Here is a 24013-nt window from a genome sequence, read left to right on the forward strand (position 1 = left end):
ATACTTACATCTTGGAGAACAAGAAAGAGGTGATGTTCTACTCTTATTTTAGCATTCCAGACAAGGGTGAAATCACTATACTGCTAGATGGAAAAAAAATAGCTCATATTGAACAATATCCTAACGTAGAACCTTTAAACTTAGCATCTGATAACAAAATAAGCGAAATTACGATTATCGTTTCCGGAAATGCTAAACTATGGGACGTTAGATTCAGTGAAATGAAGCATTGGTGGGAGTAAAGAACCAACATTCTAAGGGGCTTTCTTTGCAATGTTTTCAATAAATATGGGGTACAGCCGCATCTCCATCAACTTAAAAAATTGGTTGTTCTCAAAAACGAAAAAATGAACTTAATTCTCATAAATATATCTAGTGAGAAAAAATTTCATTTTGGAGGTATTTGTATTTCTTAGCTTGATAGCGATGTGGCGATACCCGATGAATAAAAAGGCTAAAAAATAGCCTTTCTTAATCTTCAACTAACTTAAAAAAATTTTAATACTTTGAAAAATCAATATATTTATACTTTATTTAAAGATAAATAAAAAACATAAACCTTACTTAAAGAACTATAAGGACTATGGTTTTATTTAGTATAGTTAATACACGTATCTCGGTCGAACCCCTTTATAAAGAAGTTAATCGATCACATTAAATAAGAGCATGTTTTGATTAATCTTTTTTCAAAACATGCTCTTTATACTTGCTCTTATATAAAGGTTAAAATCGTCAATTTAATGAAACTTTATTTCAAAGTTACAACTCATCCTTTTTTCCGCCCCTAAAATAACCTCTAACATGTGTTCCGTCTTTCTTATAATAATCTCGTACCCAGTGCTCGTTCTTGTAAGTCCAGCCTCCTCTTTTCTTTTGTTCATCCGGTTTGGGAATATTTGTACTTGCGATGTCTATCCCTGCATCTACAATTGTCTCAACTACGCTCTTGTTCTTCTTGTTTCTAAACTTCTTTTGGATTGCCATTTTTAACCCTAATCGAACTAACGGTAACCCATATTCTTTTAACGGTTTTTCGTACTCTTTTAATATCTCTACACTTTTAGATACAATTTTTTTCATAACACTTGAACTGTTTTTTCTTCCATTCAACAGCATCCCTTTACGTAATAATTTGAAATGTTTGCTTCCCTATTAAAAATAGAACATCATTTATTGTTGCCATTAAAATGAATATTTTTGGTTCCTCTTATTAATGTAATTTACTTGTTTTCCATGTAGGCGTACCGCTCACATTTTAACGAAAATATACGCTAAGCAAAATTCGACATAAAAAACGTTGATTTTATTACTCTAAGCGATTCATCCAATCTCAAAAACGAGGGTATTTGAGACAAATGAAATTAAACTTAAAATAGGCGGAAAATAGCTGAAAGTACGTCTTAAAACTTATCTCAAATCAAAGTCTCAATTGAAATGGGCAATATTGAGTTTTGAGAATCTCTTAGCGTATAAAAAGGTTAAAATGTGCGTGCTACCCCTTACTCCAAATCTATAAAAAAACTCCCCTTTTTCAATTAATTGGGACTAACCTCTTCTTGATCATAATAAGTTGTTATAAAGTGAAACTTCCATCAGTGGAGAGTTTTTTCATCATTAAGCTTTTCTTTTCATCGCTAATTATTGATTGAAACAATCAAGTACTGTGCCAACAACTAGATCTCACCTATTTTCTTTTCTATAATCTTCAGATAAGAATCTTACTGTTTAAAATTGCGAGATAAAAATGGAGTGTGATTTTATGGAACAACTTTTGCTCCCCATAATTGTTACGTTTTATTCATTTAGCGGGTTGTTATTAGGCGGAATTGTTGGTCTTGCGACTAGACGTATAATGGAAAAACAAACATTTCGCTTATATGCACTTTGCGGAGGTATTCTACTTGGATTATTACTAATAGAAATCATTCCAGAAACATTTTCAAGTTATGAAATAATCGGTCCCCTTCTCGGCATTGCCTCTGGAATTTTAATAATGCGTTTAATGGACTACTACTGTCATCATGTTATGTTACATAATAACAATCAGCCGGCACAGCAAACTTTTTTATTTCTTTCCTTTGCAATTTTTATTCACAATCTACCTAGCGGCTTTGCGTTAGGTACTGCTTTTACAGCGCAACATGAAGCCACCCTTTCTTTCTTACTAGCTATTATTATTCACCATATTCCTGAAGGCCTCACCTTAATTATCTCTTTCTTATTTACACGGCATCAATATCTATCTTTTATCTTAATAATTTTCTTACTATCAATTACTCTTGGTTTAAGCACTGCCTTTGGTATGGTAATTAACAGCAAAGCTATTCATTTACCAGGATTAATAATGGGAAGTGCTATCGGTTCTTTAGGATATGTAACAGTCCATGAAATGCTTTGGAAAGCTAAAAAGAACTTATCACTACTCTCTTTTCTTTCTTGGACTTTTGTTGGATGTTTACTTATTATCATTTTTATCCCCTTTATAAGTCATCATTAAAAAAGAACTTCTCTTACCATTTGTATATTTCACCTTTTTCTCCAAAACATAATAGTATCTCAGTATGTAAGGAGGAAATTCCATGTTTCAAAAAACTGCTGGTGAGGTACTGATTGATTTATTGATCGAATGGGGCGTCGATCACATATATGGCATGCCTGGTGATTCCATTAATTCTATTATCGAGCCGCTTCGTAAAACGCAAGATAAAATTAAATTTATTCAAGTTCGCCACGAAGAAGCTGGCGCTTTAGCAGCTGCTTCTTATGCAAAATTAACTGGAAAACTCGGCGTATGTATGGCAATCGCCGGGCCAGGTGCCATACATTTACTCAATGGATTGTACGATGCCAAATTAGATCAAGCACCTGTCCTTGCTATTACTGGTCAAATTGAGTCAGATTTAATTGGAACTGGTTTTTTTCAAGAAATAAATTTAGAAAGAATGTTTGATGATGTCGCTGTTTATAACCAGCGAATCATGTCAGCGGAACAACTTCCCGCTGTTGTAAATCAAGCAATTCGCATGGCTTATACCAAAAAAGGAGTATCCGTTCTTACCATTCCAGATGACATTCAAAAATTTGAAGTAGATGCAAAAGCACGAATTACAACACCTGCTTTTACAATGCCGGAGTTATTCCCTAGGCAGCATGATTTAGAAAAAGCAACATCTGCATTAAATGAAGCAAAAAAACCCGTTATTCTAGCAGGAAAAGGCGCAAGAGATGCGAAAGAACCTTTACTTGCTTTTGCCGAGCATATTGGAGCACCAATTGTATTAACACTTCCGGCTAAAGGAGTGATTCCAGATGAGCATCCTCTTTGCATTGGAGGATTAGGTTTAATTGGGACAAAACCTGCATATGAAGCAATGCATAATGCGGATACGTTAATTATGGTAGGTACCTCTTACCCATTCACAGGTTTCTTACCAGAAAAGGCCAAAACGCTTCATATCGACACAGATCCAGCACAAATTGGCAAACGTTATCCAACAGATATCGGACTTGCTGGTGATGCCGCAAAAACTTTAAAATGGCTCACGCAAAATATCGAAAAACATACGGATCACTCATTTTTACAACACCATCAAGAATTAATGAGGAAATGGGAAGAAAGACTGCATAATCAAGAAAACGACACTTCTGTTCCAATTAAACCTCAAAGAGTCATGCACGCACTGCAGCAAGTTGCGCATGATGATGCTATTTTATCAGTAGATGTAGGTAATGTAACGGTTTGGACAGCACGTCATTTTCGTATGACAAATCAACGTTTTATTTTATCAAGCTGGTTAGCAACACTTGGCTGCGGTCTTCCCGGAGCAATTGCTGGACAGATTGCTTACCCGAATAAACAAGTTTTCGCAATTTGCGGAGATGGTGGATTTGGAATGACGATGAACGACTTTATAACAGCTGTAAAATATAAACTCCCAATTATTGTAGTCGTATTAAATAACCATAAAATCGCCATGATTAAATTTGAACAAGAAGTAATGGGGAATATCGAGTTTGGTACAGAACTTACCAATCCAAATTTCGCGAAATACGCTGAAATTTGCGGCGGAGTTGGTTACCGTGTTGAAAAGCTCGAAGAATTGATGCCTGCTTTTGAACAAGCTGTAAAGCAAAACAGACCATGTATTATCGACGTTCTCGTTGATGTCAACGAAGCTCCAATGCCTGCAAAAATTACGTTTGCCCAAGCAGCCGGCTATACAAGGCACATGCTGAAAGTACTATTTGAAGAAGGAAAAATTGATTTACCCCCTTTATAAGAACAAAAGGATAAGACAGTAGGTATACTTTAATAACCCCTGTCTTATCCTTGATTATCTTAAAAAGTTACCATAAATGGCTGACTGCTTTCATCTAAACAATATAAAATGCGCTCTTTGAAATTTTTCCACGTTACCATTTGCAGCGCTTCTTCAATTGAAAAATAACCAACTTCTAAGCTTTCACTACTTGTGGTAAACTGTCCTCCGATTGGCTTACCGACAAACAAATGATTACAAATACACTGTGAAACATTTTGATATACTCCGCAATATTTCACAATTTCAATATCAATTCCTGTTTCTTCTTTCGCTTCTCGAATAGCACCTACAGGAATGGCCTCACCTTCTTCCACTTGACCACCAGGAATTTCCCAGCCCCGCTTTGGACTTTTTAAAAGTAAAATTTCATTTTTATCATTTAACACGACTGTGGCAGCACTTATAATATGTTTCGGATAAGGCATGCCTACTCCTCCTTTAGACAAATTGCTAACATTCTACATACAATGAACAGGTAATACAGACCAAGAACTAACAAATGTTGTCTGCTTCCCTTCCATATGCAACACTTGCTGAGATGGGTTTGCTGTATGTAGTAATTGCGGAAATATTTCTTTCACATACTGATTGTGAGCTGCTGCATCTTTCCATAGTGACAAAACAATGTAACGATTAGAAGAAAGCGATCTTCCAACAACGCCGCCCATCATTCCTTCTGCTCTCGCTATTCCTGGGTTCCAAACCGTTTCTTGCATATGTAAAAATTGCTTTTCACTCTCTTGTTTCACATCACAAATTGCTATTCGTAAAAAGGAACTGTGTGCTAATGCGTCTAAAAATGAAGTCTCCGTTATGTCAAATAAAGATTGATATAATTCTGTTTTACACGATGTATACGTGTTTTGTTGATCGCTATCATAAAAAACCTTATCGTGTGATTCATTCATAAAGCTTTGATACATTTTCATATTTTCCCATAAACTCACTATACAAGCCTCTGATTCATCCCATCCCCCGATTTGTCCGTAAAAACCGTCTAATGCCTTCAACTCGCTCCATTGTTCTTGAGCAGCTGAAAATAATTCCTTTTTTTCGTCGCTAACTTTACAAATAATAGATTTAATTAGCATACATATTTCCCCCTTATTTCCCGCTAAAACTTCAATATAACTATATACTTTTATTTTAAAAGGGTTTGATAGAAATATCAAAATTTTAGGAAAAATAACATTACAAAAGGAAATACATTTTACTCGTTACATTATCTTTTAATAAAGCTAATACTAAACAATAAGGCATTACTTAAAATACTTACTACCCCTATCCAAAATAGCCAATTTGTTGCGGTCAACCAAGAAGCTGCCATAATAAGTAGTGCAATAGCAATCGATACACAATTACCTATCTGGTTTCGTTTCTTGTTACGGTGAAACTTGGCTTTTGCTTGAGAAATAGATTGCTGGACTGTATTCTTTACATCATAGATTTTTTCTTTCATCTTATTTTCAGTCTCTTTTGCTTTCTCATAAAAGACATTACTCAAATAAACTTTACTCATCATTCCATCCCCCCATATCGACGTCTTGAAAACTCAGCCAATATTTTTTCTTGATTATTTATCAGTACATGCTCATCCACCTCAAGATTAGCTTTTTCTTCAAAACCATCTTGTTCTTCCCCATCGAAGCGATACAGTTTCTGTAATAATCTCCAAAACATTTCAATTTCATCAGTTGTAAAATTATGAAACATATCTGCTAAAAAATAAGTCGATTTTTCTGAACAAGCAATTAACGCTTTTTTTCCTTCAGGAGTAATTTCCATATTGATCGAACGTTTATCTATTTTACTCGGCACAGTTTTAACATACCCTTTTTTCACAAGACTTGTAATCAACTTATTAGCGGTTTGCTTTGTTGTACCTAGCTTTTTCGCAATATTAATAAGGGTGGTGCTTTCAATTGGCAAATGCGCAATAGCAATTAAAGCCATATGTTGCCGGGAAGTTAATATCTCTAAATACTCATCCCCACGAGTTTGCACCTTATTGACAACCGAAAATAAAGTTGCGTAACTTTGCTGCATCGCATGCAGTTCTTTCATTATGAGATTAATATCCATATGTAGCTCCTCCCTATATTAGTCACCATGTTGACGAATACAGAATACCACGTTTCCAAAAAACATGTCAACATGGTGACTACTTTAAGTTACTTTACTTAATAAATAAAAAGCAGCAAAGGTATCTCCCCCTTGCTACTTAATCAAATGTAAGTTCTATTTCAATTATCTCTGACCGGCTGCCAAGTCTTAACGGTGGTCCCCAAAAACCAAATCCAGAAGAAACAATCGCATGAAATAAATCTCTCTGTACATATCCCCAATCTAATTCATACATTCTTCTAGTAATGATATGGTTCGGTGCCATTTGTCCTCTATGCGTATGTCCAGACAATAATACATCAACACCTGCTGCTTCAGCTTGCTTTAACTCAAATGGCTGATGATCCATTGCAATGACAGGAAGACTCTTATCTACATTGCTCATTAATTCCTCGAAACTTTTACGATCTCGGTCCGTCTTATCTTTTCTCCCTACAATATAAAACCAATCTTCAATTTTCACTACTTCATCTAATAATATATTTACATCAATTTTATTCATCTCTTGTAAAAATTCAGGAATCGCTCCGCCGTAATATTCATGATTTCCTAACACACCATATACACCAAGAGGAGCATGCATTTGTTTCATCACTTGTCCCATATTCTTTTTTATAAAATATTCTGGATGATCGTCAATAATATCTCCTGGTAAAAGTATAATATCCGGTTTCATATTATTTACATGATGAACCAATCTTTTAAGATGAGACATGCCAGATAGCTTACCAAAATGCATATCTGAAGCCATCGCGATTCGAAGTGCTTTACGACTGCTAACTTTTTTAGGTAGATGAATCTCGTATTTTCGTACGACTGGACTATACGCATTAAATGTTCCATATGCAAAAATAAACACAAAAGTAATGAGAACAATCGTTCCAATCCAAAAAATAGATTGCTCTTTCGGAAACGATAACCAATTTAAAATAAACACTGTTACATCCGCTATCGGTAATAGTATAACTGCATATTGTATAACCGCAAACCAATAAGAACCAATTGTTCTAAGTGGTGAAGTAAATTTCATCAATCGATCTAGAATATATGCGTATGATAATAGTCCAACTAGAATCGCATAATATCCCCAAGATTGAATATGAAAAGTCGTATGAATCCAAACCCAGCCGTTCCAGCCAATGTAAATCATTAACAGCGTATATAGAGTAAATAAAATAAAAATATTTACTACACTTTTCGTTTTCAAAGTATGCCTCCTCTTTTATATGTTTTATTTACGAATGTTTACATCATACACGAAATAAAATAAATATCCATTCAAACCATTGACAATTTTATTTTGACACAAAAATTTTTATAATTCCACTCATACGCCGCAAAACAAAAAGAGACTGATTCATAATTTTTACGAATCAATCTCTTTTTTTATTTCATATTTCAATTGGATGAATAAGCAGCAGAACTCAAATAACGTTCTTTTATAATTTGACGATGATGGAGTTCATGACCAGCAGTAATGCATGCCAATGCTCGAACAGTAACTTCAGAGTTATTCGCAAAACCTCTTTGTAACCAAGCTTCTTCATCTAAACTTTTAAGTAAATGCACAGTAGATTGGCGAACAATTGTTAAGTTCGCCAGAAGGTTTTGCATAGATTGCTTATCAAATGCTGCTCTAAGAACATACATATCATCATTGTATCCAGGAAGCGGTGCCGTTTCGCCTCTCGCTATAGAAAGAAGTCGATATGCCATAATACGTTCAGTATCCGCAATATGACCGATTACCTCTTTTATACTCCATTTATTAGGAGCGTATCGAAAATGTCCTTCACTATCAGAAATATCCTTCAATAAGAGGTTCGTCTCTTTCATTTGCTCTTCTAAAATATGTATGATATCTCCCTCTGGTACTAAGTTTATGTATGTTGAATAGTACGGGTTATATTCATTTGCTTCTGGTCTCTTTTGCATGTTTACCATCCTTTTTATTTTATCTTTATCATAAAATATTATCATATTAATCCGAAAAATTACAATTCTAAAACAATGATGTTAAAATGCTTTTCTTTTTAGACGGGCGAGAGCATCTGGTCATGCATAGAAACGGTCAGGGCCTTTTTTTTTGCCACATGCAAAGTTTAAAACAAAAGGAGCAAATAGCGATCATGTTTTATTCTGCATAGCAGCGACTTATATGTGGAAAAATTAAAATAGATTTATAGAGAACATTTTACTTTCTTCTCTTCTAATCTTGAAAATCAGCCACCCTACGAAAAAACTTTCTCAACCCTTAACCTATAGACTGCTCGATTATCAGCTGCTACCATAATAAGTGAGCTCCTAACGAGTTTCATTATCTAGCGAAAGGACCTGTTTCGGACACAGGTCCTTTTGCTTTTTATTTCATCTACTGGATGATGCTTTCAATAAAGTAAAGCGATTAGAATTTAGTAACATTTATGAAAGGCATATCCCCCCTATTCTTACTCTTTCGACAGAAAAGCAAATAATTTCTCAAACAAAAAAATTTAACAATTTGTGTTTAATATACAAAAAACTACACTAATGTTATAATTTTACTTAATAATATAACTAGAAAGAGATGAAGATAATGAAAGTATCCTATTGGAGCGGTAAAAAAGTACGGCTAAGGGCACCTCAAAAAGAAGACATTCATTTATTCGAATGCTTAGATGATGAAATACTTAAAAACCTCGATTCAATTGCTTTCCCACGAACGAAAGAACAAATCGAAGAGTGGATAGCCGACATATCAAAGGGTTCTTCTACTGACTGTGATGATTTTTATTGGATTGCTGAAGATCACAATAAGAACATAATCGGTACAATTGACGTTGCGAATTGCGATTCTAAAAATGGAACATTTGATTACGGTATATCTGTATTCCCTTCTCATAGAGGGAAAGGATACGCGCAAGATATGATTATAACTATACTAAAACATTACTTCTTCGAGCTTAGATATCAAAAAGCAACCGTTCAAATATATTCATTTAATACCGCTTCTATCAACCTTCATCGAAAACTTCAGTTTGTAGAGGAAGGCCGCTTAAGAAATATGATGTATACAAATGGCGCATTCTATGACGAAATCTATTTTGGAATTACGAAAGACGAATTCCAATCGTTATATTTCCCTAAATGAATTTTACTTAATCCCACTATTTTTTACGGAGAGATGCAATTTGAATAAGTTACAAAAATGCTCTAGAGTGTTTATAATGTTTTTTATCCTTCATATTATATTTCTCATATTTTCTCCGAATAGAATAGTAGGTAGGACTGCCATTCAAAGAGATGATATAAAATTACACGTATACGCACAAGCTACTACAGGAGCACCTCAAAAAATTAGTGAAAGTGATTTAGCCATACTAAAAGAAAAAGTGAAAAATACATATCCGAATGTAGATTCTAGAGACATTGAATTAAAGGGCAACACCCCGTTCCGGCATGTTGCTGATCCAGCGTACATAGGGGATTTTACTGTATACGGAAAAGTTATAGGCACAACTCGAAACGAAACAAGCGGTGAAAATACCGTGGCAGTTTTAAAAGTTTCTTATTCGGACATGCCTATGATTTGGTACCTTTTTCATTATGACTCATACATAACTAAGGTAACGCTATATGTACTACTACCAATTTTTCTGCTTGCATTAGTATTTAATATTATTTCTCTTCTGCCTAAAAATAGCTTTGATTAACGTTAAATATAAGCTACTCTACTGCTACTATTCACAAATGTAAAAACTAAAAAAGAACACATATTAAACATTGATGATATGTGTTCTTTTTCCTTAAGCCCGACTTGTGTGCTTTCCTTACTATCTACTCGTCAGTTTTATGTGACAATCTATTCAATAATTCTATTTTTAATATAAGGGAGTATAATAGAAATGAAATATAAATATACTTTTGAATTGCTTGATGATGAAATATTAATCATGAGGGTACCAAAGGAAATTAAACTTGTTGGAACCTTTTTATATGTTGAAGTTTCTGCATTTGGAGATTGGATTTTAGAAGAGATACATAGTGTTTTAAACGGGGAAAAAGATTATGGAGAAGTAAATGGCAACATTTGTGGTTTAGAAATTCGAAGAGATACAACTACTGTCTTAGACAATTTAGCTGAAGATGGTAAAGGTGAATTTTGTGAGATAGAAACGGTTGAATTAGTACATTTAATTAATATTTGGCTGGACAAACAAAAAGAGTTTAAAAAAGAGAAAACACAGGAGTAAAATAATTTAAAAGGCTGACTTCTGCATGAAGTCAACCTTATTTATTACTTTACATACCACCTACTATCTATAGCACGGATTTTTCGGACACCTGGCGAACCAAAATCCCGAAAACCTTCTCCGCCCCTAATAAAAATAGCCGGTATTTTTCACCAGCTATAATTTAAACGCTCAATTTGTAAAAGGAACTAGAAATACATATATCGTTAAAGCGGCAAACGGAATGCAAATCCAAATGTTTCTTGATAAATCAACTGGTAGGATTATATCAGCATTTCCAATTTATTAATAGGAGAATATATAACTATGAAATATAGCTATGAATTTAGTAAAGGACCTTTTGATATATTGCTTATTAACTTACCTGAAGAAATCGCTTTAGTTGGTGAGTTTTTAGGATCTGATGTTCATGGTAAAGAGTGGATAGAAGAACTTGATAAAGTTTTGAATAAAGAAATTGATTGTGCAAATTTTGGTGGAAACTCTTGTGATTTGGAAGTTAAACCAGATTTCACTACGATTACACATCGTTATGCAGATGATGAAGAGTACACTTGCAGAATTGAAACAATTGAATTAAAGAACTTAATATTAGTATGGTTAGAAGAGTATGAGAATTACTTACAAAACCGTGATTCCAACTAGTGTAAGGTATTTGTTAAATCCGATTCAATGTGATATGAGTCGAATTTACATTTTAATTTCTATATTTTGATAAAGAGTTATCCGCAAAAAAGACAGCAAGGGCACTATTCCTGCTGTCTTAAAAAGTATTTATAAATTTTCTGCAACGGCTAGTAAATAATATGATAATCCGATTTGCTGTTTTTCTAACATCTCTCTATGAAAATCATCTTGAAGGAAAAACTTTGTTTGATTCACGTAATCTTCTTTGCTAATTGTATGACCGTTTTTATTTAAAAACTTGAGATGCTGTTTAACGACATCATGTACACTCGAATCGTCATACTTAACTCCATTTCTTAAAAATTCAGCCATTCTATCTATGAAATTTTTTGCTTCAATAGCCATCTTATTCATATCATTCACATTAATGGAATCAGTATTAATGTCAAAATTATATTTTTCTTTTAAATGTGTTTTTTGCTTTTCAAGAGCATTTTTCCATTCTTCCTCTGTTTCAAATCCTTTAAACATTAGTTTATTGTCCATATTCTCACCTTTCTTTGTATATTCTAAAGATACTTTTATTGTTTCAATTAGCTGATGATACTTCTCAATTTTCTTTTCAAAAAGCATCATCTGTTTTTCTAAAGTACCGCTCCTATTTGATTCTTCGTCTAACAAATTTTTAATTTCTAACAACGAGATATCCAACTCTTTATAAAAAAGAATTTCCTGTAATCTATTTAATTCTTCTACACCATAATACCGATAGCCTGTTTCACCAATCTCATTAGGAATAAGCAAACCAACTTTATGATAGTGGTAAAGAGTCTTGATGGAAACGCCTGCTATAGCTGATAAATTTTTAACTGTAAATTTCATTATTTCCTCCTTTCAAAATTAACTATGAAGTATTACCTAAGGTTAGAGTCAAGATTTTTTTAGAAATTTATTTACACGATTTATTTAATTGCATTGGATATAACCACGTATTGGACATTTGAGAATGCAAGAGAGTACAACTATGCATATCCAGCACTATATCAATACATTGCTTGAGGAAGATCACTACTCTAAAGGAAGAATTAATTTAACATTTAATTTTATAGGGACACCATTAAAAAGAACGAAAACACTTAAACTTATAAAGAATAACCCAGCGATAAATAGTCATTTACGCAAAATATTTTATTTTACGATACAAAATTGCATCCATTGCATGTGTGAATAAGTTATTGAAAGTGGCTTTTCATCTTATTACACATAACATATCTTATGATTACGAAACAACTTCAACACCTTCGTAATCATGTGAAGCTAGTATAGAACATCTTTTACTCGGACCAAGTTAAAAAATGATGTTGACTATAATTCCGTATAACCCTTTTCTCCACCTAGGAATTTAAATCTATTCACACCGAATTTTTTAATTATATGTGCTTTTATCGCTTCAAAATCTTCACCAAAAGCAAGAATTGGATTCCTTGAAAAAGACATTTCTTCTTCTCCATCATAAATTCTAGCTGTTATTATTTCTTTACCAGAGTGAAACAGTATATTGACTCCTTTGTAATAATATTCGTAGTACCCCTCCTCGTCCTTCTCACTCTTGTCTTCGAACGGAATACATTCAATATAATAAATATTCCCACTAATATTTACTGATTCCATTTGACATTCCTCCCTTTTGTAAAATATGTATCATAAACCAGATCAACATCAATATACAGTAAATCCTTTACATAAAAAAAGACCCTGCAATTTTGCAGAGTCCAAAACTGAACAATATAAAGATATTTAATAGTATCAGAAATCAATGGTGGAATAGGCGTTCTTCCGAAGATACAACACGTGCCGCCCCTGAAAAATCAGACACTTTTATCTATTTCACCACAAACCTCGTCTTACTACATCCATCTTTCTTCTTCATTACTTCCAGCACTGCTGGCATTGCACTCTTCAGTTCTTGTACGTGCGAGATTACCCCAATGAAACGGCCTGATTTTTGAAGGTCAATTAAAGCATCTACCGCTTTCGTTAATGATTCTTCATCTAATGAACCGAAGCCTTCGTCAATGAACATTGTTTCAATTGAAATACCGCCTTCATATGATTGGATGATATCGGCCATACCGAGTGCTAGGCAAAGCGATGCGTTAAATTTTTCGCCGCCGGATAATGTTTTCACATCACGTGTTTGCCCTGTATAGGCATCATATACATCTAATCCTAAACCACTTTGACGATTTCGTTTTTCGACACGTTCACTTCGTTTTAAGTAAAACTGTCCGTTCGATAGTTTACGAAGTCGCTCATTGGCTACTTGAACAATTTGCTCTAAATATTCTATTAAAATGTAACGCTCAAATGAAATGCGACTTTCATTGTCACCTTTCATCACTTCATATAAATCAATGAGCTCTTGGAATGCTGTTTCTTCTTCATGAATTTGTTCATCAATGCGGCGAATATTTTCATGCAGATCGGCAATATATTCATTGGCACTTTTCGTACGCTGACGTTGTTCTTTTATAATATCAAGCTGAATTTCTAATTCTTTTAACTGTTCTTCTAATTGCGTTAACTCAATCCATTCTTTTCCACGGAGCGCCTCTGTTAATTCTTCAATTTGTTTTGTTAATACTTCGAGCGCTGAGTAATAAGATTGAATGTGTTGTTGTAAGCTCATTCGCTCTGCGTCTGATAATTTAGCTTCAGTGTATACTTGCTGACTCGCAAAACCACTTGCTTCAAGTTCTTTCATGAAACGTGCATATTGTTCTTCTTTTTTCTCAGTTCTTTGTATAAATTGTCGCTGCGCTTCCTTATACGCTGCTTCCACCCGAATTTTTTCACTCGTAGAGCGCTGAAATTCATCTTGTGCTCTTTGCCATGCTTCTTGCAGACGGTGAAGTAAAGAAGCTTTTGCTTCGTATGCTTGTTGCCACGCTTCTAATGTTTGCATCTCTGCTGGAATTTTTTCTTTGTCATTTTCATATGCTGTTCGCAATTGAATCAATTCTATTTCAGAGCGATGCAATTTTTCTTCTACATCACGTTTAGCCCCCTGCAATCTATCTAATTGTTCGTCTAGCTTTTGCAGCTGTGGTGAAAGTTGTTTACGTTCTTCTTCAGTCGCTTTTAATTCATTTACTTCTGCAGCTAATTGTTTTCCTTGCTGGATTAATGTTTGATACGCATCTCCTAGCTCTAGTGCAGCATATCCACGACTCTGCACTTCTTTACATAATTCTTCATATTGCCCTTTATAAAAATTACATTTTTCTTCTATTTGAACAAACTGCTTTTCAGCTTGTACTTTTTGTTCACGAAGACTATTTAACTGTTCTTCATCAATGGACAGTTCTTGTTCAGTCGCTTTATTCGGATGAGAAGTACTGCCACAAACCGGGCAAGGTTTACCATCATGTAAATGAATCGCTAACTGACCAGCTTGTTCGTTTAACCATGATTTCTCCAAAGCTTCATACGTTTGCTGAGCAGTATTCATCTGCTTTAAGGTACCTTTTCTTTCCTTCTCATATTTTTGCACTTCTTGCCATACTTGGTAAGTATCTTTTAATACTTTTGCATCTTCACGCATACGACTTAACTGCTCTGCTTTTGTTATATATTGCTCAAGCGCTTGTTCCATCTGTTTTAACTTAGCAGAAAGCTGTTGTTTTTGTGCACTACCGAATTCTTGCTGCTCCTCTAATTTGCTCATCTCAAGCTTAAATTGCTCCTTTTGCTTTTCTGACGCCGCTAATTTTAGTTGTTTATCAGCAAATGTGGCAATAACCTCTTTTAATTCTTCTAACATTTGAATGTTTCGCTTCGTTTCTTCACGGACTGTTTCATTGTTTTTTTCTTGTTCGTACTGCTGCTCTGCACGTTCATAAGCTAATACTAGTTGTTCTTGTTTAGCAGCCGTTTGTTTCATATATTGCTCAGCTTGCTCTGCACTTTGAACTGCTTCATCATACCACTGTTCAAACGGTAATAACCGGTTTGCTTGCTCAGCTTGTTTCAATTGTTGTTCTTTCACTACAATAGAAGGACGTTCTTGTCCTAATGAATCATAACGATTTTGTTTTGTTTGCAAATCTTGTAATCTATCATTCAAAGCTTTTGCTTCATGATAACCTGTTTCTGCTTCTTTTAATTGCTTTAACTGCATGGATTCTTGTTGTTCTAATTGCTTTGCTTGTTCTCCATAAAAAGCCATTTCTTGCCGAAGTGCTTCTACTACTTGATGTGTATTTACATGTTCTTGATTTACTAATATCTCAAGCAATGTACCGCCACGTATAGGAAGCTTGAAAACGTTACGAAAGTACAATTCACGTTCTTTTTGCTTTTCTTGCAGAACATCTTTCCATTCTTTACGCTTTTGATCTAATAACTCTCTCATTAATTTATATCGATCTGTTTTAAAAATGCGGCGTAAAATTTCCTCTTTATTTTCTGTTTCAGATGTTAACAGTTTACGAAATTCACCTTGTGGAAGCATCACAATTTGACTAAATTGATGCTTACTAAGACCAATTAAATCTTCCACTTTTTTGTTTACATCCGTCACGTGAAAACGATCTACACATGGAATTTGTTCGTTATCAACAACTTCATAAAATTCAATTGCATGGCCCGTAATCGTTTTATTTCCTTGCTTTTTATGTCCAAGTTGCCTCTTTATACAATAAGTTTTTTCTTTTAATTGGAATAATAATTCAACGCTTGTATATACGCTATCATCAGCAAATTGACTACGAAGCATACTCGTATCATTGCGTTCCTCTCCACTCGCCTCTCCGTACAGCGCATAACAAATCGCATCAAAAATCGTTGTTTTTCCTGCACCTGTATTTCCAGAAATCGCAAAGATTCGATGTTCGCCTAATTCTTTAAAATCAATCGTTTCTTGCTGCTTATATGGACCAAACGCTGTCATAATAAGTTTGATAGGTCTCATGCTCTCTCCCCCTCTCGTTCATGAACTGTCTTTAATACTTCTAAGAAGAGGCGTTCTTTTTCTTCTGATAACTCTGACCCTTTCATTTCTTTATAAAAAGCTTTCACAAGGGAAAGATCATCCATTCTATGACGTGAAGTGACTGCAATATTTTCATTTGCTAATTCTTTTCTTTGTATAACACGCTCTACATGCATTGCATTCGGATAAACAGAACGAATCTTTTCCATCGGCTGCAATACAGGATTTTCATCTAATAATTTTACAAATACATAGTCTTCGCAAACAGATTGTTTCAACAATTCATCAATTTTTGCCTCAACCATTCTCATTTTACGCTTTGGTGTTAACGATCGTTTCTCAAGTGTTACTTGTCCTGCTTCATTTAATTCAACAATGTAATACCCTTTTTTATGATGCTCTTCCGAAATAGAATAAGCGAGCGGAGAACCTGCATAGCGAATTGTCTCATTTCGTACATAATGCGCCTGATGTAGATGTCCGAGCGCTGTGTAATGAAAAGCATCAAAATAATGACTGTTTACATATTCTGCTCCGCCAATGGATAATGGTCTTTCAGCATCACTTGTATTTTCTTCTGCTTCCCCTGATGATGTTACAAAAGCATGTCCGATAAAGACATGACGCGCCTCTTTATCCATACTTTCCGATAACTCATTCATAAAAATACGCATCGCATCGTCATGACTACGAATGTCCTCATTTTTCATAACATGACGAACGATGCTCGGATCAACATATGGGATTAAATGAAAATGTACTTCTCCATATTCATCCTGCATAACAACAGGCTCATATGGATATTGAAATTGTCCGACGATGTGTAAGCCTTGTTTCTTCATTAAACTACTTCCAAAATGAATACGATCTGGACTATCATGATTTCCCGCTATCGCTAGTACTGGTGTTTGTAATTCAATTACAATTTTTTGTAATGTTTCATTTAACAAATCTACCGCTTCTGTCGGCGGGATGGCACGATCGTATAAGTCTCCTGCAATAATGACAGCATCTGGTTTTTCTTCTTTCACTGCTTGTATAAATTGTTCTAAAACATAGCGCTGATCTTCTGTCATATAAACACCATGTACAAGCTTTCCTAAATGCCAATCGGCTGTATGAAAAAATTTCATCTTTCCCTTCCTTTCTTTTCTATTAATTCACAGATTGAAGTGAAATAAGTTGATATAACAGCGTCGTTCTTCCCTCTGCCCATTCCACTTTCTTTACAACGGCACTTCCAACAAGCTCTTGTCTTGTTTTATACACCGGCAATATTTCATCAATAACAAATAAATGATATCCTTCTAACACTAACTGAAATATATTATCTTCTGTATGTAATCGTTTCTCGGTTTCATTTGTAGTAATCTTTGTATGCATTTCAAACTTCATGCAAAAACACCCCTTTTTTATGTCTCTATTTTCATAGTATAGTGGGTATTACTGATTGACAAGAGAATGAGTAAGAATGGTATGACTTCCCTAACGAAAACTCTCATTATTCATTTGTAGTATGAGAAAAGTGACAACAGAATATAAAGAAAAACTTTTATCATTATTCTTTCCAGTCCATACCCAACTATTTTATATTTCTAAAGGATTTATTTCTATCGATTTTTTATTTTCTTTTTATTACGGTATGTGAAATTAAATATTACTTTAAAATAAAAGTGCCATAAATGGCACTTTTATTTTTGTAAATAATCCTTCATTACAACGTACAACACAATGAATAATAACACTGTCATAAAAAACCATGAAAGAATTGCAACGTAATTATTTTCAGTTAATGCAAAACTAATTGCAATTGTTAAAATGAAAATTGGAAATACCAATCGTACTTTATCTCGCACAGTATCTTGCTCTGTATCTTCTTGATGAAAATAAAAAGTTAAACCAACCATAAGAGAAGACAAAATAATGACTGATAATAACAAAAGCCCTGGCATTCCAATCTCCCCTCCCTCTACTTTCTTAGGGTACATTAAGTAAACATTCTATATTTAGTAAAAATAAACTTATCAACAAACCTAAAAACGAAAATAAGACCAAAATATAGAAAACTCATTATATCAATTTATTAAAACCTTTATTATAAAAAATTGCAAATCATATCAATTAATCGTTAGAAGTTTTATTCCTTTTTCTTTTATAAAATCCTTCCCAAATATCTCTCCAAAAAACGCATTACTATTAAAGATTATGTCTATTTTCTACAGTATATTCATTTGCTCTTCATTTTAAAACAAAGAAAGACATGTGGTATTGCAGGATTAAAGAAAAAAAACAAGAAATTTATATATAAAAACGCAATTTCTCTGTTTTTTTACAAAATGTCTATTTGTTTATACACTGACACAACTTGTGAAAACAAACAGAGAATGATAAAGGAGGATATATTATGACTGATCAAGTTCTATTTTCAGTTAACAAAAATGGAGTAGCTACCATTACGTTAAATCGCCCAAAAGCATTAAACTCCATTTCTTATGAAATGATAGGACCAATTTCACAAAAATTGAAAGAATGGGAAATGGATGATCAAATTCATCTTGTCATTATAAAAGGCGCAGGTACGAAGGGACTTTGTGCCGGTGGTGACATTAAGACTCTTTACGAAGCTCGTTTACATGACTCTGCCCTGCAAAAAGCCGAGCAATTTTTTGAAGATGAATTCCAATTAGATATGCTCGTTTATAAGTTTCCTAAACCAATTGTCGCGTGTTTAGATGGCTTTGTTATGGGCGGAGGAGTTGGGCTCACTTACGGAGCTAGTCATAGAATTGTAACTGAGCGAACAAAGTGGGCGATGCCAGAAATGAATATCGGCTTTTTCCCTGATGTCGGATCTGCTTACTTTTTAAATAAAGCGCCGGGCTATATAGGACGTTACTTAGCATTAACAGCTTCTGTCATTAAAGCCCCTGATGTACTATATATAAATGCTGCAGAATTTTACATGACAAGCGAAAAATTGAATGCTCTTCTTACTCATATTGAACAAGTAGATTGGCATGCAAAAGATATCCATACATCATTAACAGAGCTAATCAATGACTATTCTGAGCTTCCTACTACCGAAAGTGAACTATCATCGTTCCAATCAAATATTGATAGGCATTTTTCTTATTACACTGTTGAAGAAATTATCCATTCTTTAGAAAAAGATGCAAGCCATTTTGCAACGCACACAAAAGAAACAATGTTGTCAAAATCACCTTTCTCTTTAAAGATAACTTTAAAACAATTTATTGATGGAGAAGAAAAAACATTAGAAGAGTGCTTTGCTACTGATCTTGTACTCGCTAAAAATTTTCTGAAACATGAAGATTTTTTCGAAGGAATACGCTCTGTTGTCATTGATAAGGACCAAAACCCTCAATATAAATATAAGCAATTAGAGGATGTTTCAGACGAGGTTGTGAACAGCTTTTTCAGCCTTCTAAGAAGCTAATTATATCAAGTGAAACTTATACATTTTATTTCAAATAAAAAGTGTCCAATACCATGGACACTTTTTTACATTCTTCTTAAAACCAGCGTTCTGTCACTACTTTTTTACGTGTATAAAATTGTACACCATCTTTTCCATTTGTACCTAAGTCACCGTAGAAAGAAGCTTTATTTCCTGCAAATGCGAAAAATGCCATTGGAGCTGGAACGTTTACGTTTACGCCAATCATCCCTGCATCAATATTATCACGGAATGTTTGTGCGTGTTTACCACTTGACGTATAAATGACTGCACCATTTGCAAATTTTGATTGGTTTGTAAGCTTAATTCCTTCTTCTAGATCCTTTACTCTCACAATGCTTAATACTGGAGCAAAAATTTCATCTTGCCAAATTTTCATATCTTGATTCACACCATCAAAGATTGTTGCTCCAACGAAATACCCTTCGCGGACTTCTTCATTAATTTTACGGCCATCTACTAATAAAGTAGCTCCATCTGCTACACCGCTATTAATATAGCCTAGTACACGCTCTTTATGAGATTCACGAATTAATGGACCTACATAATTCTCTTCATGGAAACCATCACCGACTTTTAATTTACGCGTTTCTGATACAAGAACATCAATGAATTCATCAGCAATTTCATCAACTACCGCTACAACAGAGCATGCCATGCAGCGCTCTCCACTGCTCGCAAATGCAGAACCAATGACACCTTGTACTGTCTTTTCAATATTGCAGTCCGGCATAACAATTGCATGGTTTTTCGCTCCTGCAAGTGCTTGTACTCGTTTTCCATATTTTGTTCCTGTTTCGTATACATAGCGTGCAACTGGCTCAGATCCAACAAATGAAACAGCTTGAATATCTTTATTTTCTAAAATGCTATTTACAACATCTTTTCCACCTTGTACTAAGTTTAAAACCCCTTTCGGGAAGCCCGCTTCATAGAATAATTCTACTAGTTTTTCTGCTAAAAGCGGCGTTCTTTCAGATGTTTTTAATACAAATGTATTACCGCAAGCGATTGCTAATGGGAACATCCATAGTGGAATCATCATTGGGAAGTTGAACGGCGTAATACCGGCAACAACTCCAATTGGGTATCTCCAAATTGAACCATCGATTCCACCTGCAATATTTGGAAGTGCTTGCCCCATCATTAAATTTGGTGTTGATGTTGCCAGTTCTACAGCTTCAATTCCTCGCTGCACTTCGCCAGTTGCATCTTTTAATGTTTTACCATTTTCTAATGTAATAATGTTTGCAAGCTCATCTTTGTTTTCTTGTAAAAGTTGTAAATATTTATATAACTGTCTTGAGCGATTTGGAACTGGTACTTTAGACCATGTTTCATATGCTGCTTTTGCAGCTTCAACAGCACGATCCACATCTTCTTTTGGAGAAAGTGGAACATAAGCAATTATTTTCCCAGTCGCAGGATTCGGAACAGCTTCCACTTCTGTGCCAGTAGATTCTACCCATTCACCATTAATATGATTTTTCACGCGTTTAATTTCTGTTGTGATCATTGTATTCGCTCCTTTTTATTTTTTATATTTGCTAGTATTCATTGTTATTTATGACTAGAGGTTAATTGTTCACTTACCTTTTGATATAAAGCAGCCATGTCTTTTTCACCATATCCTGCTTTACCAGCTTCATCATACAAATTCAAAAGCATTTCACTTACTGGTAAGTGAAGCTCACTTTCTTTTGCTAAATCAACTGCAAATCCTAAGTCTTTCTTTAGTAGATTTACAGTAAATCCTGGTTCATAGTTTTCTGGCGCAATAAAGCTTTTATAATTGCGCTCATAAATTCTACTTTGTCCATAACTCACATTTAAAATATCAAACATTTTATCTAAATCCATATTGTTTTTCTTTGCTAATGTCAGAGCTTCACTAACACCCGCTGTATAAAAACCAATTAATAAGTTATTAATCAATTTTACAGTCGTACCACTATCAATTTTCTCACTCACATGAAATATATTTGCTCCCAATACTTCCATCTCTGGTAAACCTTTTTCATATACTTCTTTTGGTCCACCAACCATAAAAGTTAATGTGCGGTTTTCCGCTCCAATCACTCCGCCGCTAACCGGTGCAGCCAAGAAATCAACTTTTTTATCCTTCGCAGCATCTGCCAATCTTTTATTTAGTTGTGGAGCTACTGTGCTTGTATCAATTAAAACAACATTCGAATGACTATTCTCAATTAAACCTTCTTCTCCAAAATAAACAGCTTCAACAGCTCGCGGTGACGGTAAACTTGTAAAAATCAAATCACATGTTTCTGCTAATTTTCTAATTGATAAACCGATGATTCCTCCTTCTTTCTCGAAGGAAGCTTCAGCCACTTTATTTAAATCGACTCCATATACCGTATAATTTGATTTAACTAAATTTTTAGACATCGGAAGACCCATATTACCTAAGCCGATAAAACCAATCTTTTTCATACTGCTCTCCTCCTATTTAAACAATATATTTCCCGCGATTTATAATCGTCTTTGCGATTTCTCTCTTTTTCGTAAACAAGTTCGTGTATAGAGGTACTGACAGTTGACGAATTTCATCTAGAATGGCGTTTCTAGTTTGCTCTTCTTGCACCGCTGCAGAAAGAAGAACAATTGCTGCTGATTCTACTTTTCGATATCCTTCTTCACAAAGCACATCCGTTATAAACTGTTTTGTACATTCTTTTTCTTCACCATTTTTACTTATCGCTTTCTTTGTACGTAAAAATGCCGATTCCATTACATATACATCTTTCAACATGTCTGCTAACACGCGTGAATATTCTTGTTCTTGTTCGATTTTTAATTCAGGAGTTTGAGATAGCGTTTTCAAAGATTTCTTCAATAATTGTTTCGATAATAAAATATAACGATGATTTCGTTCTACATTTTCAAATTTATCTTTATCTACTTGGTCCCCTAGTTGTTTCGTTTGTTTCATTAACATTTTCGCAACTGTTAAGCGGTTAATTTCATTCGTTCCTTCAAATATACGGCTAATTCTAGCATCGCGATATAATCGTTCTACTTCATATTCTTGCATATAACCATAACCACCATGAATTTGTACCGCTTCATCCACAATGTTTCCAAGTGTTTCTGAAGCATTCACTTTGTTGATCGCACACTCCATTGCAAATTGAGACATTTTCTGCATAATACCTTCATCACTCGCATGAATTGCTTCATCAATTACGCCTGCTGTTCGATAAGCTGCGCTCTCTGCACCGTATGTAGCGATAATCATATTTGCAATTTTCTCTTGAATCATCGTGAAATCAACTAATTCTGTTTGAAACTGTTTTCGTTCTTTTCCGTATTGAACAGATAAGCCAATTGCTTGCTTTGCTGTTCCAATATTTCCGAAAGCAAGTTTCAATCTAGCAAAATTGAGAATATTAAGAGCTACGTGATGTCCCTTTCCTACTTCCCCTAGTACATTTTCAGCAGGTATGATGACATCCTCTAAAATCAGTGTCGCAGTTGAAGAACCTTTAATACCCATTTTCTTTTCTTCTAGGCCAATCGAAACGCCTTCACATGTTCTTTCGACAATAAATGCTGTCATTCCTTTATTTGTCTTTGCAAACACAACATATACATCAGCCATATGAGCATTTGTAATCCACTGTTTTTCACCATTTAATGTCCAAGCTGTTCCTTCTTCGTTTAAGACAGCACTTGTTTTTGCACTTAATGCATCAGATCCAGCATTAGGTTCTGTTAAAGCATAAGCTCCAATCCATTCGCCTGATGCAATTTTAGGTAAGTATTTTTCCTTCTGATCTTTTGTTCCGTAGTATATATATGGCAGCGTTCCTACTCCAGCATGAATATTAAAAGAAACACTAAAGGCTCCTGCATATCCCATCTTTTCCGCCACAAGTCCAGAAACTGCTTTCCCTAATTCAAATCCACCATATTCTTCGGGAACCTCTATACTCAACAATCCAAGTTCTCCAGCCTTTTCAAACAACCTGCGGGAAACTTGATAATTGTGCTGCTCGATATTTTCAATTTGAGGAACAATTTCCTGTTTCACAAATTGTTCTGTTGTTTTTGCGATTAAATCTTCATCACCTGAAAAATCCTCAGGTGTAAAAAAGATTGTATTAAGCTTCTGATTCAGCGAAAAAAATTCTTCCCATTGCAACTTTGTTTTCTCCATCTGTATCCCCCTATCATTTCAGTCTTCATTTTATTTATATGCAAAATCTATGCCAATCTA

The 24013-nt window shown here is 34.4% G+C and carries 23 protein-coding genes and 1 pseudogene; 8 read left to right on the plus strand and 16 right to left on the minus strand.

Features of this window, described 5'->3' with window-relative positions:
* Positions 1-242, plus strand: a pseudogene (locus ACIGHG_RS08560) (VanZ family protein); the annotation flags it as partial.
* A 517-nt stretch (positions 243-759) separates the two neighbouring features.
* Here the strand turns inward: ACIGHG_RS08560 and ACIGHG_RS08565 are convergent.
* The gene (locus ACIGHG_RS08565; RefSeq protein WP_396548076.1) at positions 760-1080 is read right to left on the minus strand and encodes a hypothetical protein; all 321 of its coding nucleotides are present in this window, start codon (positions 1078-1080) and stop codon (positions 760-762) included.
* 679 nt (positions 1081-1759) lie between these two features.
* Here ACIGHG_RS08565 and ACIGHG_RS08570 point away from each other — a divergent pair.
* Both ACIGHG_RS08570 and ACIGHG_RS08575 read left to right on the plus strand, forming a co-directional pair.
* On the plus strand, positions 1760-2497 hold the full coding sequence (locus ACIGHG_RS08570) for a ZIP family metal transporter (RefSeq protein WP_396548078.1): 738 nt from the start codon (positions 1760-1762) through the stop codon (positions 2495-2497).
* Between the two features lie 82 nt (positions 2498-2579).
* Positions 2580-4280 carry a pyruvate oxidase gene (locus tag ACIGHG_RS08575; RefSeq protein ID WP_396548080.1) on the plus strand — a complete coding sequence of 567 codons (1701 nt, stop codon included), beginning with the start codon at positions 2580-2582 and terminating at the stop codon, positions 4278-4280.
* Between the two features lie 59 nt (positions 4281-4339).
* On the opposite strand, the gene ACIGHG_RS08580 is transcribed toward ACIGHG_RS08575, so the two are convergent.
* From ACIGHG_RS08580 to ACIGHG_RS08605, 6 genes are all read right to left on the minus strand, one after another.
* Positions 4340-4747, minus strand: coding sequence for an NUDIX hydrolase (locus ACIGHG_RS08580; protein ID WP_396548082.1), 408 nt, complete (start codon positions 4745-4747; stop codon positions 4340-4342).
* Between the two features lie 33 nt (positions 4748-4780).
* On the minus strand, positions 4781-5413 hold the full coding sequence (locus tag ACIGHG_RS08585; RefSeq protein ID WP_396548084.1) for a YdbC family protein: 633 nt from the start codon (positions 5411-5413) through the stop codon (positions 4781-4783).
* A 131-nt stretch (positions 5414-5544) separates the two neighbouring features.
* The gene (locus ACIGHG_RS08590; RefSeq protein ID WP_090912593.1) at positions 5545-5841 is read right to left on the minus strand and encodes a hypothetical protein; all 297 of its coding nucleotides are present in this window, start codon (positions 5839-5841) and stop codon (positions 5545-5547) included.
* The gene (locus ACIGHG_RS08595; protein ID WP_336474089.1) at positions 5841-6404 is read right to left on the minus strand and encodes a MarR family winged helix-turn-helix transcriptional regulator; all 564 of its coding nucleotides are present in this window, start codon (positions 6402-6404) and stop codon (positions 5841-5843) included. Before ACIGHG_RS08595 ends, ACIGHG_RS08590 begins: the two co-directional genes overlap by 1 nt.
* Positions 6405-6543: 139 nt before the next feature.
* Positions 6544-7596: a metallophosphoesterase gene (locus ACIGHG_RS08600; protein WP_336474097.1), complete on the minus strand. Its 1053-nt coding sequence runs from the start codon at positions 7594-7596 to the stop codon at positions 6544-6546.
* A gap of 248 nt (positions 7597-7844) precedes the next feature.
* Entirely contained in the window at positions 7845-8381 is a 537-nt protein-coding gene (locus tag ACIGHG_RS08605; RefSeq protein WP_336474090.1) for a DinB family protein, read from the minus strand.
* A gap of 640 nt (positions 8382-9021) precedes the next feature.
* On the opposite strand from ACIGHG_RS08605, the gene ACIGHG_RS08610 reads away from it, so the two are divergent.
* The 4 genes from ACIGHG_RS08610 (at position 9022) to ACIGHG_RS08625 (ending at position 11323) form a co-directional block, all read left to right on the plus strand.
* Complete coding sequence (locus ACIGHG_RS08610; RefSeq protein ID WP_396548086.1) at positions 9022-9576, plus strand: GNAT family N-acetyltransferase; 555 nt, start codon at positions 9022-9024, stop codon at positions 9574-9576.
* A 40-nt stretch (positions 9577-9616) separates the two neighbouring features.
* On the plus strand, positions 9617-10138 hold the full coding sequence (locus ACIGHG_RS08615) for a transposase (RefSeq protein WP_396548088.1): 522 nt from the start codon (positions 9617-9619) through the stop codon (positions 10136-10138).
* Between the two features lie 192 nt (positions 10139-10330).
* Complete coding sequence (locus ACIGHG_RS08620; protein WP_396548090.1) at positions 10331-10678, plus strand: hypothetical protein; 348 nt, start codon at positions 10331-10333, stop codon at positions 10676-10678.
* A gap of 306 nt (positions 10679-10984) precedes the next feature.
* Positions 10985-11323: a hypothetical protein gene (locus ACIGHG_RS08625; protein ID WP_396548092.1), complete on the plus strand. Its 339-nt coding sequence runs from the start codon at positions 10985-10987 to the stop codon at positions 11321-11323.
* A 129-nt stretch (positions 11324-11452) separates the two neighbouring features.
* Here ACIGHG_RS08625 and ACIGHG_RS08630 read toward each other — a convergent pair whose 3' ends face one another.
* The 6 genes from ACIGHG_RS08630 to ACIGHG_RS08655 all read right to left on the minus strand — a co-directional run bounded on the left by ACIGHG_RS08630 (position 11453) and on the right by ACIGHG_RS08655 (position 18250).
* Entirely contained in the window at positions 11453-12187 is a 735-nt protein-coding gene (locus tag ACIGHG_RS08630) for a MerR family transcriptional regulator (protein ID WP_396548094.1), read from the minus strand.
* Positions 12188-12670: 483 nt separating this feature from the next.
* Complete coding sequence (locus ACIGHG_RS08635) at positions 12671-12976, minus strand: hypothetical protein (protein ID WP_336474704.1); 306 nt, start codon at positions 12974-12976, stop codon at positions 12671-12673.
* Between the two features lie 211 nt (positions 12977-13187).
* The gene (locus ACIGHG_RS08640) at positions 13188-16277 is read right to left on the minus strand and encodes an AAA family ATPase (protein WP_396548096.1); all 3090 of its coding nucleotides are present in this window, start codon (positions 16275-16277) and stop codon (positions 13188-13190) included.
* Positions 16274-17431, minus strand: a complete 1158-nt coding sequence (locus ACIGHG_RS08645) for an exonuclease SbcCD subunit D (RefSeq protein ID WP_396548098.1) — start codon at positions 17429-17431, stop codon at positions 16274-16276. The genes ACIGHG_RS08640 and ACIGHG_RS08645 overlap by 4 nt, the downstream gene beginning before the upstream one ends.
* A 22-nt stretch (positions 17432-17453) precedes the next feature.
* Positions 17454-17693 (minus strand): DUF2584 family protein, encoded by a 240-nt coding sequence (locus ACIGHG_RS08650; protein WP_090911530.1) that lies wholly within the window; start codon positions 17691-17693, stop codon positions 17454-17456.
* 296 nt (positions 17694-17989) lie between these two features.
* Entirely contained in the window at positions 17990-18250 is a 261-nt protein-coding gene (locus tag ACIGHG_RS08655; protein WP_090911532.1) for a hypothetical protein, read from the minus strand.
* A 452-nt stretch (positions 18251-18702) separates the two neighbouring features.
* Between ACIGHG_RS08655 and ACIGHG_RS08660 the strand changes: the two genes are divergently transcribed.
* Positions 18703-19755: an enoyl-CoA hydratase/isomerase family protein gene (locus tag ACIGHG_RS08660; RefSeq protein ID WP_336472640.1), complete on the plus strand. Its 1053-nt coding sequence runs from the start codon at positions 18703-18705 to the stop codon at positions 19753-19755.
* Between the two features lie 76 nt (positions 19756-19831).
* Here the strand turns inward: ACIGHG_RS08660 and ACIGHG_RS08665 are convergent, their stop codons facing one another.
* From ACIGHG_RS08665 to ACIGHG_RS08675, 3 genes are read right to left on the minus strand one after another with little or no spacing between them, the layout of a single operon-like run.
* A complete protein-coding gene (locus ACIGHG_RS08665; protein WP_336472641.1) occupies positions 19832-21292 on the minus strand; it encodes a CoA-acylating methylmalonate-semialdehyde dehydrogenase in 1461 nt (486 codons plus the stop codon).
* Positions 21293-21336: 44 nt separating this feature from the next.
* A complete protein-coding gene (locus ACIGHG_RS08670; RefSeq protein ID WP_396548101.1) occupies positions 21337-22227 on the minus strand; it encodes an NAD(P)-dependent oxidoreductase in 891 nt (296 codons plus the stop codon).
* Positions 22228-22243: 16 nt separating this feature from the next.
* Complete coding sequence (locus ACIGHG_RS08675; RefSeq protein WP_396548103.1) at positions 22244-23953, minus strand: acyl-CoA dehydrogenase family protein; 1710 nt, start codon at positions 23951-23953, stop codon at positions 22244-22246.
* Positions 23954-24013: the final 60 nt, after the last annotated feature.

Source organism: Bacillus sp. NPDC077411 (genome assembly GCF_044543425.1).
In the GTDB taxonomy this organism is placed as follows: Bacteria; Bacillota; Bacilli; order Bacillales; family Bacillaceae_G; genus Bacillus_A; species Bacillus_A bruguierae.

Excerpts from the sequence above, each read along its gene's own strand:
- ACIGHG_RS08565 (WP_396548076.1), bottom strand. The coding sequence starts at position 1,080 with ATGAAAAAAATTGTATCTAAAAGTGTAGAGATATTAAAAGAGTACGAA.
- ACIGHG_RS08570 (WP_396548078.1), top strand. The coding sequence starts at position 1,760 with ATGGAACAACTTTTGCTCCCCATAATTGTTACGTTTTATTCATTTAGC.
- ACIGHG_RS08575 (WP_396548080.1), top strand. The coding sequence starts at position 2,580 with ATGTTTCAAAAAACTGCTGGTGAGGTACTGATTGATTTATTGATCGAA.
- ACIGHG_RS08580 (WP_396548082.1), bottom strand. The coding sequence starts at position 4,747 with ATGCCTTATCCGAAACATATTATAAGTGCTGCCACAGTCGTGTTAAAT.
- ACIGHG_RS08585 (WP_396548084.1), bottom strand. The coding sequence starts at position 5,413 with ATGCTAATTAAATCTATTATTTGTAAAGTTAGCGACGAAAAAAAGGAA.
- ACIGHG_RS08590 (WP_090912593.1), bottom strand. The coding sequence starts at position 5,841 with ATGAGTAAAGTTTATTTGAGTAATGTCTTTTATGAGAAAGCAAAAGAG.
- ACIGHG_RS08595 (WP_336474089.1), bottom strand. The coding sequence starts at position 6,404 with ATGGATATTAATCTCATAATGAAAGAACTGCATGCGATGCAGCAAAGT.
- ACIGHG_RS08600 (WP_336474097.1), bottom strand. The coding sequence starts at position 7,596 with ATGATTTACATTGGCTGGAACGGCTGGGTTTGGATTCATACGACTTTT.
- ACIGHG_RS08605 (WP_336474090.1), bottom strand. The coding sequence starts at position 8,381 with ATGCAAAAGAGACCAGAAGCAAATGAATATAACCCGTACTATTCAACA.
- ACIGHG_RS08610 (WP_396548086.1), top strand. The coding sequence starts at position 9,022 with ATGAAAGTATCCTATTGGAGCGGTAAAAAAGTACGGCTAAGGGCACCT.
- ACIGHG_RS08620 (WP_396548090.1), top strand. The coding sequence starts at position 10,331 with ATGAAATATAAATATACTTTTGAATTGCTTGATGATGAAATATTAATC.
- ACIGHG_RS08625 (WP_396548092.1), top strand. The coding sequence starts at position 10,985 with ATGAAATATAGCTATGAATTTAGTAAAGGACCTTTTGATATATTGCTT.
- ACIGHG_RS08630 (WP_396548094.1), bottom strand. The coding sequence starts at position 12,187 with ATGAAATTTACAGTTAAAAATTTATCAGCTATAGCAGGCGTTTCCATC.
- ACIGHG_RS08635 (WP_336474704.1), bottom strand. The coding sequence starts at position 12,976 with ATGGAATCAGTAAATATTAGTGGGAATATTTATTATATTGAATGTATT.
- ACIGHG_RS08640 (WP_396548096.1), bottom strand. The coding sequence starts at position 16,277 with ATGAGACCTATCAAACTTATTATGACAGCGTTTGGTCCATATAAGCAG.
- ACIGHG_RS08645 (WP_396548098.1), bottom strand. The coding sequence starts at position 17,431 with ATGAAATTTTTTCATACAGCCGATTGGCATTTAGGAAAGCTTGTACAT.
- ACIGHG_RS08650 (WP_090911530.1), bottom strand. The coding sequence starts at position 17,693 with ATGAAGTTTGAAATGCATACAAAGATTACTACAAATGAAACCGAGAAA.
- ACIGHG_RS08655 (WP_090911532.1), bottom strand. The coding sequence starts at position 18,250 with ATGCCAGGGCTTTTGTTATTATCAGTCATTATTTTGTCTTCTCTTATG.
- ACIGHG_RS08660 (WP_336472640.1), top strand. The coding sequence starts at position 18,703 with ATGACTGATCAAGTTCTATTTTCAGTTAACAAAAATGGAGTAGCTACC.
- ACIGHG_RS08665 (WP_336472641.1), bottom strand. The coding sequence starts at position 21,292 with ATGATCACAACAGAAATTAAACGCGTGAAAAATCATATTAATGGTGAA.
- ACIGHG_RS08670 (WP_396548101.1), bottom strand. The coding sequence starts at position 22,227 with ATGAAAAAGATTGGTTTTATCGGCTTAGGTAATATGGGTCTTCCGATG.
- ACIGHG_RS08675 (WP_396548103.1), bottom strand. The coding sequence starts at position 23,953 with ATGGAGAAAACAAAGTTGCAATGGGAAGAATTTTTTTCGCTGAATCAG.